10 protein-coding genes are annotated in these 13,847 nt (G+C 67.1%); all 10 read right to left on the reverse strand.

The window, feature by feature from the left end; translation table 11 throughout:
* Positions 1 to 655: 655 nt before the first annotated feature.
* On the reverse strand, positions 656 to 1,489 hold the full coding sequence (locus A9973_RS15525; RefSeq protein ID WP_183014643.1) for a symmetrical bis(5'-nucleosyl)-tetraphosphatase: 834 nt from the start codon (positions 1,487 to 1,489) through the stop codon (positions 656 to 658).
* Complete coding sequence (lptG, locus tag A9973_RS15530; protein ID WP_183014644.1) at positions 1,486 to 2,664, reverse strand: LPS export ABC transporter permease LptG; 1,179 nt, start codon at positions 2,662 to 2,664, stop codon at positions 1,486 to 1,488. Before lptG ends, A9973_RS15525 begins: the two co-directional genes overlap by 4 nt.
* Before the next feature lie 91 nt (positions 2,665 to 2,755).
* Positions 2,756 to 3,478 carry a monofunctional biosynthetic peptidoglycan transglycosylase gene (gene mtgA / locus A9973_RS15535; RefSeq protein WP_183014645.1) on the reverse strand — a complete coding sequence of 241 codons (723 nt, stop codon included), beginning with the start codon at positions 3,476 to 3,478 and terminating at the stop codon, positions 2,756 to 2,758.
* Between the two features lie 5 nt (positions 3,479 to 3,483).
* Positions 3,484 to 4,347 (reverse strand): shikimate dehydrogenase, encoded by an 864-nt coding sequence (gene aroE, locus A9973_RS15540; RefSeq protein ID WP_183014646.1) that lies wholly within the window; start codon positions 4,345 to 4,347, stop codon positions 3,484 to 3,486.
* Positions 4,344 to 5,240, reverse strand: coding sequence for a TonB family protein (locus tag A9973_RS15545; RefSeq protein WP_183014647.1), 897 nt, complete (start codon positions 5,238 to 5,240; stop codon positions 4,344 to 4,346). Before A9973_RS15545 ends, aroE begins: the two co-directional genes overlap by 4 nt.
* A gap of 138 nt (positions 5,241 to 5,378) precedes the next feature.
* Positions 5,379 to 6,467 carry an ABC transporter ATP-binding protein gene (locus A9973_RS15550; protein WP_183014648.1) on the reverse strand — a complete coding sequence of 363 codons (1,089 nt, stop codon included), beginning with the start codon at positions 6,465 to 6,467 and terminating at the stop codon, positions 5,379 to 5,381.
* The gene (locus A9973_RS15555; protein WP_183014649.1) at positions 6,460 to 8,238 is read right to left on the reverse strand and encodes an iron ABC transporter permease; all 1,779 of its coding nucleotides are present in this window, start codon (positions 8,236 to 8,238) and stop codon (positions 6,460 to 6,462) included. The genes A9973_RS15550 and A9973_RS15555 overlap by 8 nt, the downstream gene beginning before the upstream one ends.
* 153 nt (positions 8,239 to 8,391) lie before the next feature.
* Entirely contained in the window at positions 8,392 to 9,489 is a 1,098-nt protein-coding gene (locus A9973_RS15560) for an ABC transporter substrate-binding protein (protein ID WP_220805532.1), read from the reverse strand.
* 129 nt (positions 9,490 to 9,618) lie between these two features.
* Positions 9,619 to 12,102, reverse strand: a complete 2,484-nt coding sequence (locus tag A9973_RS15565) for an extracellular solute-binding protein (RefSeq protein WP_183014650.1) — start codon at positions 12,100 to 12,102, stop codon at positions 9,619 to 9,621.
* Positions 12,089 to 12,760: a response regulator transcription factor gene (locus A9973_RS15570; RefSeq protein WP_183014651.1), complete on the reverse strand. Its 672-nt coding sequence runs from the start codon at positions 12,758 to 12,760 to the stop codon at positions 12,089 to 12,091. Before A9973_RS15570 ends, A9973_RS15565 begins: the two co-directional genes overlap by 14 nt.
* Positions 12,761 to 13,847 lie beyond the last annotated feature (1,087 nt).

The following is a 13,847-nucleotide window of genomic DNA, read 5'->3' on the forward strand; positions in this document are numbered from 1 at the left end:
CGCATCGCCTTCGGCGTATGGAAATCGCGCAAACCCTTCGACGTCAATCGCTTTATCGCCAACCAGGCTTGCGCCAAACCATAGAATCTACGATTGACGATCAATTCGTCAGAGGAACGACATCGCTGGATTCCATCACCGGCCTCCCTTTTAGACGGGTGGCGCGCGCATGGGTCTGGCCAAGCAAGCAACTATCTGCCGCGCGCCACCCGTCGCTCCACCTCCCCAAAATGACTGCGGGGCCCAATAGAAAGCCACTCAACACCAGCGCGCAAGCGACCATCGCTCCGACGCATCACCGATACGTATGCAGAATGCGGCCGCCCGCGCGGCCGCATGAGGCGGGCCCCGAAAATCTCGTGAGTAAACAGCGCTCTAGCAGCGCATCGAACCAAGACGGCGCAGCTCGTCGCCGGGGTCGGGTGGGTGGCGCGCAACCTTGATGCGCCCGGGGGAATCTGAAGGCAGCGGCCGTAGGCCGCAACGAAGATGACGACGGGGAAGTCCGGAGCGAACGCTCCGGACCGCAATCGTGGGCGCGCGCCACCCACCCGACCCCGGTGACGAGCGACCTACGAAGCTCCGACAACGCGCCAAAGCCCCAGAGAAGAACCTACGAAGCCCTACAACGCCCCACCATCCGCCAAAAATCCCGTCACTCAGACAACGGATTCTGAAACTGCGAACACTTCACCTGCACCAGCTTCCGATCCTGCAGCCGTAAAGCCGTCAACGCTCCCCCCCACACGCATCCGGTGTCCAGGCAGATGACGTCTGGCCGCTGCAACAGTCCCAGCGTCGACCAGTGTCCGAAGACCGTCGTGACGTTGCGTGTCGCCCGGTTCGGGACGTCGAACCAGGGGACGAGGCCGGGGGGCCAGGCGCCTGGGGCGACCTTGGTGGCGAATTCCATGTGGCCGTTCGGCGTGCACAGGCGGATCCGCGTCAGCGCGTTGATGATCACCCGCATCCGCTTGCCGCCCTTGTGGTCTTCCTTCCACGTGGCCGGCTCGTTGCCGTACATCTTTTGCAGCGCCTTGTGCCAGTTCGGGCCGCGCAGCGCGTCTTGCACCTCGGCGGCCAGGGATAGCGTTTTGGCGACGTCCCACTTTGCCAACGTGCCGGCGTGCACCAGCAGATGGCCTTGCTCGAAATGGGCCAGCGGGCGGAAGCGCAGCCAGTTGATCAGGTCGGCCGCGTCCGGCGCGCGAAGAATGTCTTCGAGCGTGTCCGATTTTGACGGCTTGCGCACCCCGGCCGCGGCGGCCAGCAGGTGCAGGTCATGATTGCCCAGCACCGACGTCGCGCGGTCGCCCAGGTCGATGATGCGACGCAGGGTCTCCAGCGACTGCGGGCCGCGGTTGACCAGGTCCCCGGCGAACCAGAAGCGCGACTGCGGGTCGCCGACCAGATCGGGGTGGGACAGCAAGCGATCCAGCGGCGAGCAGCACCCCTGCACGTCGCCGATCATCCAGATACTGCCGTTCATGCGGGACTCTTGCTCCAAGGCCAGCGTTGTTGGACGAACCGGGTAAAGGTGTGGCGGTATTCCATATAGGTCATGGCGCCCAGCGCCAGCGCCATGGCCCCGATGTTCGGGCCCAGGGCCGTCAACCAGGGCGGCCACTTGCCCAGCATGCCTACGTTCAACGCCAGCTGGTTCAGCATGAAGAAGCCCACGCCCAGCAGGATGCCGATGAAGACCTTGGCGCCGACGCCGCCGCGGCGGGTCTGCATCAGGCCGATCGGCGCGGCAATCGTGATCATCACCAGCAAGGTGAACGGATAAGCCAGTTTGCGCCACAGGGCGACAACCTGTCGACCATATTGCAGCTGGTTGTCGCGCAAATACTCCACATAATCCAGCAACGTGACGATGGACATGCGTTCAGGGGTCAGCACACGGGCGAGCAGGCGTTCGGGGCTGAGGGTGGTGTCGATCGTGCGCTCGGGCACCTTCACCACGCTGGCCGGCGGATTCTTGGGCGGGCGGGCGTCGGCCAATGCTTCGGAGGCGTCGTTGTCCAGCCGCGTTTCGGCCACGTCCTTCAGCACCAGGTCGCCGTGGGCGAACAGCCCGGTGGGGGCCGTGGACAAGACGGATAGCGTCAGGTCTTTCTTGAACTCGTACAGGGTGATGTTGGCCACCTGGCCGTCGCCCTTGAGTTCGCCAATATTGATGATGCGGGTGCCGCCGTTGGCGGTGGGTTCCTTGAACCAGTAGCCGCTATTCAGGCGGTCGCCGCCTGCCTTGCCCCGGAACAGCAGGTTGGCTTCGCCGCTTTTGATTTCCGCCCACGGGGTGACGTATTCGGACAGCAGGGCCGCGCCGATCATCAGGGGGATGGTGACGACCCACAGCATGCGCAGGAGCCGCATGCCGCTGACGCCCGAGACGCGCAGGATGACGAGTTCGTTGCGCTGCGCAAGACCGGCCAGCGCCAGGATCGCGCCGATCAGCAGCCCGATGGGCAACAGGTCGTACAAGCGGGTGGGAATGGCCAACGCCTGCATGTAGAGCAAGGCCATCATGGAGAACTTGTCGCCCACGTTGTCCAGGTCGTCCACCAGCGCGAAGAACGTGAAAAGGCCTAGCAGGGCCATAAGGACCACTGCGCAAGAGCGATAGATCTCGCGGGCCAGGTAGCGACGTGCGGTACGCATGAAAAGGATAGGGAGCGCGTAAACGTGAAAGCTTAACAAATCCCGCCGCCAAGGGTGGGGAAGGCGGAGCGGAATGACGGGCTTTCGGGTGTCAGGGGATGTCGACCATCTGCATCCGGCGCGTCAGGACGCCCACGCGGGAGTTCAGGTAGTTGGAATTGCGGCGGCTGTCATAGAAGCGGGGGTTGGGCAGCATGGCGGCCAGCCGGGCGGCCTGGCTGGCGCCCAGGTTGGCCGCCGTGGTGTTGAAGTAGTGCTTGGAGGCCGCTTGCGCCCCGAATACGCCCACGCCCCATTCGGCCACGTTCAGATACAGTTCCAGGATCCGTTCCTTGGTCATGACGTGTTCGATCATATAGGTCAGGACCAGTTCCTGGCCCTTGCGGATATAGCTGCGCGAACTGGACAGGAACAGGTTCTTGGCCAGTTGCTGGGTGATCGTGGAGCCGCCGCGCATCTTGCTGCGTCCGGCCTCTTCCTGGCGCTGGTTGTATTCCCAGGCCTTGCGGATGGCGTCCCATTCGATGCCGTCGTGCTCAGTGAAATTGGAGTCTTCCGAGGCTACCACCGCGCGCTTCAAGTTGCGGTTGATCTTGTCGTAGGACACCCATTCGTATTGCAGCTTGAAGTCCGGGTTGCCCTCGCGCAGGCGGGACAGCTCTTCGCGCATGATCGCGCTGCTGCCGGGGTCGCGGTAGTTGTACCAGACCACTTGGGCGAAGAGCCAGAATTGGTACAGCAGCACCAGGCACACCAGTGCCATGAGGACGCCGGTGGTGATCCGGAACCAGGATCGGCCCTTGCGCGCCGCCATGCCGCTCAGCGTCCCGCCATGAGCGCCTCGCGCAGCGCCGCCAGCACGGGCGCCGGGTCGGGGCGCACGCCGTGCCAGATGAAAAAGCTCTCGGCGGCCTGGCCTACCAGCATGCCCAGGCCGTCCGCCGTCAGCGTGGCGCCGTCGGCCTCTGCCTGTTTCATGAAGGCGGTAGGCTGCGCGCCGTACATCATGTCGTAGCCCGCCGCGCCGTCGGCGTAGAGGCCGGCGGGCAGGTCGGGGGCGGCGTCCTGCAGGCCGCTTGCCGTGGCGTTGACGACCAGGTTCCAGCCGCCTGCCAGGGCGGCGTCGGCCAGCCCGCCGGCGGTGACCCGGGTCTGCGGCGCCACGCCGGTACCGCGCCAGGCGTCTGCCAGTTCCAGCGCCTTGGCCGCCGTGCGGTTGACGATGTGCAGGCGGGCGCAGCCGGCTTCCGCCAGCGGTTGCAGCACGCCGCGGGCGGCACCGCCCGCGCCCACCAGCAGCACCGAGGCGCCGTTCAGGCGCACGCCCAGGCGCAGCAGGTCGGAGACCAGGCCCACGCCGTCCGTGTTGCATCCGTGCCAGGCGCCATCGCGCCAGGACAGGGTGTTGACCGCCCCGGCCAGCCGGGCGCGGGCGGTCAGGCGACCCGCCGCCAGCGCGTAGGCGTCCAGCTTGAAGGGCACCGTGACGTTCAGCCCCAGCCCGCCCTCGGCCACGAATGCGGCGGCCGCCTCGGCGAAGCCGTCCACCGGGGCCAGCAGGCGCTCGTAGCGCAGCGGCTTGCCCGTCTGCCGGGAGAACAGGTCGTGGATCTGAGGCGAGCGGCTGTGCGCGATGGGATTGCCGATGACGGCGTAGCGGGCAAGAGGGGGCGCCTCGGTCATGGGGCTTGGGTTTCCAGGGTGTCGTTGACGAAATGCCAGGTGCGGGTGATGACCAGCACGTCGGTGTCGCGGGCGATGTCGGGGGGGAACGGGGGGAAGGGGGCCGCCAGCTGGACGATGCGGCGGGCCGCCTGGTTCAGCACCGCGTGCGGCGAGGGCTGGTCGATCTCGACGTTGGCGATGCTGCCGTCGCTGCGGACCGACACCGTGATGCGCAGCGTGCCGTAGATGCGCCCGCGCGCCTCGTCCGGGTAGTGCTGCGTGCCGACCGTCTCGATGCGGGTGCGCCAGGCGTCCAGGTACGCGGCATAGCGCGAGGCCTCGGCCGACGGGGCCACGAATTGCTTGCGGGGTTCGGCGCTGTACTGCTGCACCCGGGCGGCCAAAGCGGCGACCTGGGCGTTCTGGATCACGCTGGCCTGGTCCTGGGAGTCCTGCCCCAGGTCGGTTCCGTCAGGCCAGGGGTTGACGGCCTGGCGCTCGGCGCCGGCTTTATCCGGCGAGCGCAACTGGGTCATCAGGCGGGTCTGTTCGGCTTCCAGCTGCACCTGCCGGCGGCGCATGGCTTCCAGCACGATCGTTTCGGCGGAGGCGCCCGTCTTGGGCAGCGGGGTGGTGGTCATGCCGCGGTCGGCATTGCCGCCGCCGCTCATCTGATTCTGCGCCTGGGCCCGGGGCGTGTCCGGCGGCGTCTCGCTGCGGGCGTTCAGCAGCACGACTTCCAGGCTGGTCACGGGGGGGCGGGTAAAGGCGGGCACGCCGAAGCGCCACGCCAGGGCGCCGGCGTGCACCAACAGCGATATTGCAATGCCGATGCGCAGGTAATGCTGGGCGGGGGCGCCCAGCCACCGCAGGTAACGGCTTAGCGGGGAGGGGGAATCAGGGCGTTGCACGGAGGCATTGTAAGTCGAGTCCACGTTGCCCGGGCATGCCGGCCAACGGCTTGTAACAGCTATTGGACGGCGTGCCCGGGCAACGCGGACCCGCCGGGGCGGCCCATGCGGGGGCAGGCCCCGCGCGGGCGCCGCGCCTCAGGCCGTCTTGCGCGGGAAGACCCAGACCTTGCTGGCGGGCAGCGCCAGCCGGCACGGACCGGGTTCGCGGCCTTCCGGGCCGTAGGCGCGCAGGGCCAGCGTATTGGCGGGGTCCGCATCGGGCGTGCGGAACAGGTATTCCCAGCGGTCGCCCAGGTACATGCTGGTCAAGAGCGGCATGTCCAGATGGTTGCCGTCGGGGTCGTCCGCCAGGCGCACCTGCTCCACCCGGATCACCGCCGTGCCGTCCTGGCCCTGGACCACGCCTTCGCCGGCCTTGCCCCACAGGGCCCAGCCGCGGCCTTCGATGCGGGCGCGGCCGTCGCGCACTTCCGTGACCTTGCCTTCCAGGCGGTTGTTGCTGCCCATGAACTCGGCGGTGAAGAGCGTCGAGGGCGAACCGTACATTTCCTGCGGCGTGCCCTGCTGTTCGATCTTGCCGTTGTTCAGCAGCAGGATGCGGTCGGAGATCGCCATGGCTTCGCTCTGGTCGTGCGTCACCATCAGGGCCGACAAGCCCAGGCGGATGATCAGTTCGCGCAGGAAGGCGCGGGCCTCTTCGCGCAACTTGGCATCCAGGTTGGACAGCGGCTCGTCCAGCAGGATGACGGGCGGGCTGTACACCAGCGCCCGGCCGATGGCCACGCGCTGCTGTTGGCCGCCGGACAGCGCGTGCGGATGGCGCTGGCCCAGCTTGCCCAGGCCCAGCTGGTCCAGCACGGCCTGCACGCGGTCGCGCACTTCGGCCGACGGCACTTTGCGCAGCTTGAGCGGGTAGGCCACGTTTTCGAACACGGTCTTGTGCGGCCACAGCGCGTAGGACTGGAACACCAGGCCCAGGTTGCGCTCTTCGGCGGGAATCTCTTTGCGGGCGCCGCCGTCGTAGACGATGCGCTCGCCGATGGTGATGCGGCCGCGCTTGGGGCCTTCCAGGCCGGCAACGGCACGCAGCAAAGTGGTCTTGCCGCTGCCCGAGGGGCCCAGCAGGGACACCACTTCGCCCTGGCGCAGTTGCATCGACACGCCCTTGAGTACCGGGTTGTCGCCGTAGTCCAGGTGCAGGTCTTCTACAGAAAGCTCAATCATGAAGTTTGACTCCGAATCGCAGGGCGATGCCCAGGCCGATCACGACCAGAACGATATTGATGAAGGAAAGCGCGGCCACGATGTCGATGGCGCCCGAGGCCCACAGCGACACCAGCATGGAACCGATGGTTTCCGTGCCGGGCGACAGCAGATAGACGCCCGTGGAGTATTCGCGCTCGAAGATCAGGAACATCAGCAGCCACGAGCCGATCAGGCCGTACTTGGCCAGCGGCACCGTGACGTGGCGCGTGACCTGGCCGCGGCGCGCGCCGGCGGTGCGGGCGGCCTCTTCCAGTTCCGGCCCCACTTGCAGCAGGGTCGACGAGATCAGCCGCAGGCCATAGGCCATCCACACCACGGTGTAGGCCAGCCATACGCTGAAGATGGTGCTGCGCATGGCGCGCAGCCATTCGATGAAGTTCTCGCGCAGCCACTCGGCGAACGGCAGGGCGGACAGCCAGCCGTTTTCGTCCACGTTCAGCGCGTTGTCCAGCCACATCGGCACGAACAGGAACACCCACAGGAAAGCCAGGCCGGCAAGCAGTCCGGGCACGGCGCGCGGCACCAGCACGCTGTAGTCCATGAAGCGCGTGACGTTGTCGGGCTTGCGGTGCATCGCCAGGCCCACGAACATGTAGCACATCACGGCCAGCGCGCCGCCGAACACGCCGATGGCTACCGAGTTCACGATGGCGCGCATCAGGTTGGGCTGCGCGAACACGGTGCGGAAGGCGTCCAGCGACAGCACGTCGAACAGCGACACGCCCATGCCCCAGTTGGACACGAAGGCCCGCAGCAGCACGCCCAGCAGCGGCACGACGATGGTGACCACCAGCCAGAACGCCACGACGGCGCCCGCCACCCAGCGCCATTTGCCCAGCGGCAGCGGACGGGCGCGCGAGGCCTTGCCCTTGACGGTGACGAAGCGGTTGGCGGTGCGCATCAGGCGGCGCTGTAGCATGACCAGCGGGATCGTCATGCAGATCAGGATCACGGCCACGGCCGCCATCAGGTGATACGACGGGATGCCCAGCTTGTTGGTCAGCTTGTACAGGTAGGTGGCCAGGACCAGGTTGCCTTCCGGATCGCCCAGCACCAGCACCAGGCCGAACACTTCCAGGCCCAGGAAGAACAGCAGCACGGTCGCGTACAGCATGGCCGGGCGCACCATCGGCAGGCTGACCGACACCATCACGCGCAGCGGCGATGCGCCCGTGACGCGGGCGGCCTCTTCCACGTCGGAACCCATGCTGCGCAGGGCCGACGAGATGTACAGGTAGGCGTGGGGAACGTGCGTCAAGCCGGCGATGATGACGATGCTGGTCAGCGAATAGACGTTCCAGGGCACGAAGCCCAGGATGTTCTGCGCCCAGATCGAGAAGAAGCCCACGGGGCCCGCGGCCACGACATAGCCGAAGCCCAGCACCATCGGCGACACGAACACCGGCACCAGGATCAGCGGCTCGATCCAGCGGCGGCCGGGCAGGTCGGTGCGGATCATCAGGAAGGCCAGCATGCCGCCCAGCGGGATGGCGATGATGGCCAGCCCGAAGGCCAGGATGAAGCCGCTTTTCAGCGCCTTGTAGAAATCGGGGTCCGCGAAGATGAAGCGGAACGCGTCCAGGCTGAAGGACTTGGACGGGGCAAAGAAAGGCGCGGAGAGGAAGCTCTGGACGATGATGAACGACAGCGGCACGTAGATGGCCAGTGCCGTGATCAACACCACCACGCCGCGCGGCAGGGACTGCCATTTTCTGCGCAATGACTGCATGGGGAAATCCTGTTGTCGAATATGACGCGACGGTCGCGCCGCCCGGGTGCGGGGGGAGCCCGCCCCGGGGGCGGTCAGGCGGACGGCGCCGTGCCGTCCGCTACGCGTTGTGGCGGTCCGGGCCGGGCACGCCGGCCACGGACCCGCACGGTCTTACTTGCCCGCCGCGGCGCGCCAGTCCTTGATGAACTGCAGGCGCTTGGTCTGTTCCAGGTAGTCCAGCAGCGTTTCGTTGACCGGGATCGGCTTGAGCGAGGCGCCCAGCTTCTTGGTCATGCCGTCCACGTCGTTGTCGCCGTCGATGTCGTCGCGGACCGAGGCCAGGTCAGCCTGGTTGGCCATGATTTCCTGGCCCTTCTGCGACAGCAGGTAATCCATCCACAGCTTGGCCGCGTTGCGGTTCTTGGCCTTCTTGCTGATGAACGCCACGCGCGACAGCACCAGCGCATAGTCTGTCGGGTAGGCCACGCCCAGCGACGGGTCCGACTTGGCGCGCGTTTCGGCGTAGGAACCCAGGATGTTGTAGCCGATCAGGTTTTCGCCCGACGACACGCGTTCCATCATGGTGCCGGTGGACGACTGCACGACCAGGCCGCCCTTGGCGATGTCCTTCAGCGTTTCGAAGTACTTGGGGTCGTTGGCCTTGTCCTGCACGGCCAGCATGAAGCCCACGGCCGACTTCTCGATGTCGTAGGTGGTGACCTTGTTCTTGAACTTGTCGGGCTGGCTGGAGATCAGCTTGGCCAGCGCGCCATGCGTGGTCGGCACTTCGTTGGCGGCGATCAGGCGCTTGTTGTAGATGAACACGGCCGGCTCGTACGTCGTGCCGTAGGCGGAATCTTTCCACACGGCCCAGGCCGGCAGCTTGCCGATTTCGGGCGACTTGTACTGCATGGCGTAATCGGTGGCCAGCTTCAGCGCCGAGTCCATCGACGAGCTCCAGACGATGTCGCCGCTGCCGCCGCCCGCCGCCTGTTCGCTGATGTAGCGGTTGTAGAGCTCGGTGCTGTTCATGTCGTTGTATTCGACCTTGACGCCCGGGTACAGCGCTTCGAAGCCCTTGATGATGGGGCCGGCGGCCTTGGTGTCGGTGGTCGAATAGATGACGACCTTGCCTTCCTTCTTGGCGCCGTCCAGGATCTTCTGATAGTCGGCCGGGTAACCCGCGGGCACGGCCTGAGCAAAGGCGCTGCCGGTGGCGATGGCGAATGCAGCGGCGCAGGCGGCCGCCAGTTGGGACTTGGCAAGCATGGGTGTTGTCTCCGATTGGAATTAGTGTGAGCAGGATCTCGGTCCAGCCTGCGCCCATCTTAGGAGGCGGCGTCTGTCGTCGTCCTGTCATGGAGACAGGTTGCGGCTAGGGGTAATCCCTGGCCGGCTCTACGGGCGCTTGGGCGTGTCCGTCACCAGCCGCACCCAGTTCTGCACGAAGCGCGAGTGCCGCCGCTGGTCCAGCCCGACCAGCAGCGCGGGGCTCAGCACCACGGGCTGGACGATGCCGCTGGACCGCGCTAGCACCGCCTCGGAGGTCCAGCGGCCGGGCGTGTCCTCCATGATGGAGCCCAGCGCCGCGTGGCTGGAGGCCACCTGCTGGCCGGCGGGCGACAACAGCCAGTCCACCAGCGCGCGGGCCAGGTCAGGGCTGGGCGCGCGCCGGGATATCAGCACGGAGCGCGCCAGCACCAGCACGTAGTCCTGCGGGAACACCACGCCGATCTTGCTGCCGGAGGCCTGGCGCGACAGAGCGTATGAGCCCAGGATGTTGTAGGCCAGGTCCATCTCGTCGTTTTCGATGGCGTCCAGGAGCTGGGCGGTGGTGGGCGACAGGCGCACGCCGACCTGCCCCATGGCGTTGGCCAGCCCCCAGAAGTTCGACGACACCAGCTCGTCCTGTTCGGCCAGCAGATAACCCACGCTGCTGACGGCGATGTCATAGGTACCGACGCGGCCTTGCAGGCGCGACTGCTCGCGCTCCAGCAGCCGCAGCAGGTCCTGGCGCGATCGCGGCACGGTGGCTTCCGTGTAGCGCTTGGGGTTGTAGACGATCACCGCCGGCTCGAACGTGAAGCCATAAACCTCATTGCGCCAGACGGCCCACGACGGCAGCTTGGGGGCGTAGGGCGAGGCGTAGCTTTGCGCGTAGCCGTCGTTGGCCAGCCGGATCTGCAGGTCCGAGGCCGAACTCATCAGCACGTCCACCTGCGTCAGCCGTCCGTCGATCGTGGCTTCGTACAGGTCGCGGCTGCCGATTTCGCGATAGGTCACCGACACGTCCGGCCGCAGCGACTGGAATCCCTGGATCAGCGGCGCGACGACGGGCGTATCGGTCGGCCCGGCGATGACGAGCGTGCGCGCCGAGGGCTGCGGCGCCGGGTAGTGCGTGACGATCTCTTCCAGCTCCGCTGCCCGCGCGGCGTGCGGCGACGACAGCAGCAGCATCGCCGCCGAGCACAGGGCGCCCAGCCAGGCGGCCAGGTGGCGGCCCGTCGGCTGCGCCAGCGGCAGGATGACCCGCGCCGACAGCCCGCCGCCCGAACGGTCGTGCAGCCACAATGAACCGCCGTGGGCCATCGCTACCGAGCGCACAATGGCCAGGCCCAGGCCCGACCCGGGTTGCGACTGCCCGGCCCGCCCGCGCGTAAAGCGTTGCTGCACCGCTTCTTTCTCGTCGTCGGAAATCCCGGGGCCGCGGTCCGAGACCGTCAACGCCACGCGGAATCCCGCGACCGGCGTGGCCTGGATGTCCACGGTGCCGTCGGGCGCGTAGCGCAGCGCGTTGTCCACCAGGTTGCGCAGCATCTCGCGCAGCGCCACGCGGTCGCCGGCGATCCGGGCGCGGCGCACTTCGGGGGCGATGTCGATGCGCAGCCGTCCGGCTTCCACCGGCCCGATGCGGCGCCGCGTCTCGTTGATGGTTTCGGCCACGCCCACGGATTCCCGCGGCCCTTTGCCCAGGCGGTGCGTGATGGTGGCGTCCATCAGCAGCTGATTGATCAACTGGCTGGCATGCGTGGCGTTCAGGTGGATGCGACCGATGCGTTCGCGCAGGCGCGCCGGATCGGTTTCTTCCAGCGCGACCTCGGCCTGCGCGCGCAGGGACGCCAGCGGCGTGCGGACCTGATGGGTGGCGTCGGCCACCAGCGTGTTCAAGGTGTCCATGATGATGGAAAGGCGTTGCATGAAGGCGTTGAGCGCCTGGACCAGCCGGCGCACTTCCGGTGGCACGGGCGTGGTCAGCGGCGTCAGGTCTTCGGGCGCGCGGCTGCGCAAGTCGCGCTCCAGCACGGCCAGCGGCGCAAACGCGCGCTGTACTCCGAACCACAGCAGTCCCAGCGCCACCAGCGACACGATCAGCAGCGGCAGCACCCCGCGTCCCAGGATTTCACTGGCCAGCTCTTCGCGCGAACCCAGCGTTTCCGCCACGCGCACCGTCACCCAGCCCGCATGCTGGCTGGCGGACACCAGCCGCCCCACGGTCGCCACGCGGACGGGTTCGTCGTGATAGTTCACATAGGCGAACACGGGCGTCGCCGCCTGCGCCAGCGGCAAGGCGGGCGCCAGGTCGCCGTAGCCGGTGATAAGCCGGCCGTTGGAGGTGCGCGCTTCGTAGAACACGCGTTCGCTGCCCGACAGCATCGCCAGCGACGAGACGGGAGGCTCGACGGTCACGCCGTCGTCTTCGATCTGCACGGACCCGGCAATCGTCAGCGCCGACGCGGCCAGCAGCCGGTCGAAGGCCTGCTCGGCGGCGCGGTGCGCGTAATCGCGCAGGAAGAACACCAGGCCGATCAGCGCGCACGCCAGCAGCGCCGCGCCCAAGGTGAAGACGCGGCGGCGGATCGAGGCGCTTTCAGGGATGCTCATGGCTGCGGGCCTGATAGCCGACGCCGCGCACGGTGACGATATCCACCGACGCGCCGACCAGCTTCTTGCGCAGCCGCGAGATCAGCAGTTCCAGCGCATTGAGAGACCCGTCATCCAGGTCGAACAACTGGTTCATCAGCCGTTCCTTGGCAACCGTCTGCCCGATCCGGCCCACCAGGATCTCCAGCAAGCGGAACTCGCGCCGCCCCAACTCCAGCGGCGCGCCCGACAACGTCACGCTGCGTCCCGCCAGATCCAGGCTGAGGTTGCCGTATTGGGTGGTGCTGCTGGTCTGCCCGGCCGGCCGGCGCATCAACGCCCGCAACCGCGCCTCGAGTTCGCGCAGGTCAAAGGGCTTGACCAGGTAGTCGTCGGCGCCCAGATCCAGCATGTCGATCTTGTCTTCGATCTCGGCCCGCGCGGTCATGACAAGGACAGGCGCCTCCAGCCCGGCCGCCCGCAATTCCCGAATAACCGAAAACCCGTCCTTGCCGGGCAGATTGATGTCCAGCACCAACGCGTCCCAGGTCTCGTCCAGCCCCCACCGCAACGCCGCCAGCCCGTCATGCACCCATTGCACGCTGTGGCCGGCCAGACGCAATTTGCTTTCCACGGCATCGCCCAGATCAAGGTTGTCCTCGACCAGCAAAATGCGCATGTTGTTCCTCCGGATGTTGTGTTTTTTTGGGGAGTGTACGGGGTTCAGGGGGGATGGGGGAGCCGTTTTGGTTCTTGAGGCGCTCGGGGTTGAGTTCTTGAGACGCCCGGCGCGGGGGTGGCCTGGGCTGCGGGGGGCAACGATTGCGGTCCGGAGCCTTCGCTCCGGACTTCCCCGTTGTCATCCTCGTCCGCCTTCGGCTCCCTACGGATTCCCTCGGGCTGATCGACGCCCCGCGCAGCCCAGGCCACCCCCGCGCCGGGCTCCGGTGGCTGAATCTTTACGTTCGCCGGGGAGATTCGGGTTCTTTAGGTGCTGCTCCCCGGGGGAGGGGAAGAGGAAGATCTTGCGGGCTCGCTCCCGGCCGGCCGCGCGAGCGGCCTTTGGGAGCTTACGTGTCGTCTTGCGTCGTGACGTGTTTCGCTTCGCGTGTGGGTTGCGATCGTTGCGTTTTGCTTTGGGGCGGCCTCGGGGACTTGGCGGTGTCTTGCGGTTCATGATGCCGCTTCGCGCTTGTGAGGAACGGACTTTCGGGGCTTGCCTCAAGCCGGCCGCCCGGGCGGCCTTTTGAGGCGTTCGTGACGTCTTGCGATCCGTGATGCCGCTGCGCGCATGCAAAGCGAGCAACCTTCGCTGCGCCGCATATTTCAACCGATGCTGGCACGAATATCGGCCTCCACCTTAGACGGGCGGCGCGCGTACGGGTTTGACCAAGCAAGCGGCTGCTGGCCGCGCGCCACCCGTCGCTCCACCTCCCCCACCTGACGGCGGGGACCAATAGAAAGCCATTTCCACCCGCGCGCAAGCGATCACCGCCCCGACGCCCGGAAACGCGTATGCCGAATGCGGCCGCCCGCGCGGCCGCTTGAGGCGGGCCACGTAAATCTCGTCAGTAAGGTCGGATCTAGCAGCGCATCAAGCCAAGACGGCGCAGCCCGTCGGCGGGGTTGGGCTGATGGCGCGCAACCTTGATGCGCCCGAGGGAATCTGAAGGGAAGGCCGCAGGCCTGGACGAAGATGACGACGGGGACAGTCCGGAGCGAAGGCTCCGGACCGCAATCATGGGCGCGCGCCATCAGCCCAACCC

Origin of the sequence: Achromobacter sp. UMC46 (assembly GCF_014170335.1) — a bacterium.
Lineage (GTDB): Bacteria > Pseudomonadota > Gammaproteobacteria > Burkholderiales > Burkholderiaceae_B > Achromobacter.

Bases quoted from the DNA above. Each gene is read 5' to 3' on its own strand.
- A9973_RS15525 (WP_183014643.1), bottom strand. From the start codon at position 1,489: ATGAACGGCAGTATCTGGATGATCGGCGACGTGCAGGGGTGCTGCTCG.
- lptG (WP_183014644.1), bottom strand. From the start codon at position 2,664: ATGCGTACCGCACGTCGCTACCTGGCCCGCGAGATCTATCGCTCTTGC.
- mtgA (WP_183014645.1), bottom strand. From the start codon at position 3,478: ATGGCGGCGCGCAAGGGCCGATCCTGGTTCCGGATCACCACCGGCGTC.
- aroE (WP_183014646.1), bottom strand. From the start codon at position 4,347: ATGACCGAGGCGCCCCCTCTTGCCCGCTACGCCGTCATCGGCAATCCC.
- A9973_RS15550 (WP_183014648.1), bottom strand. From the start codon at position 6,467: ATGATTGAGCTTTCTGTAGAAGACCTGCACCTGGACTACGGCGACAAC.
- A9973_RS15555 (WP_183014649.1), bottom strand. From the start codon at position 8,238: ATGCAGTCATTGCGCAGAAAATGGCAGTCCCTGCCGCGCGGCGTGGTG.
- A9973_RS15560 (WP_220805532.1), bottom strand. From the start codon at position 9,489: ATGCTTGCCAAGTCCCAACTGGCGGCCGCCTGCGCCGCTGCATTCGCC.
- A9973_RS15565 (WP_183014650.1), bottom strand. From the start codon at position 12,102: ATGAGCATCCCTGAAAGCGCCTCGATCCGCCGCCGCGTCTTCACCTTG.
- A9973_RS15570 (WP_183014651.1), bottom strand. From the start codon at position 12,760: ATGCGCATTTTGCTGGTCGAGGACAACCTTGATCTGGGCGATGCCGTG.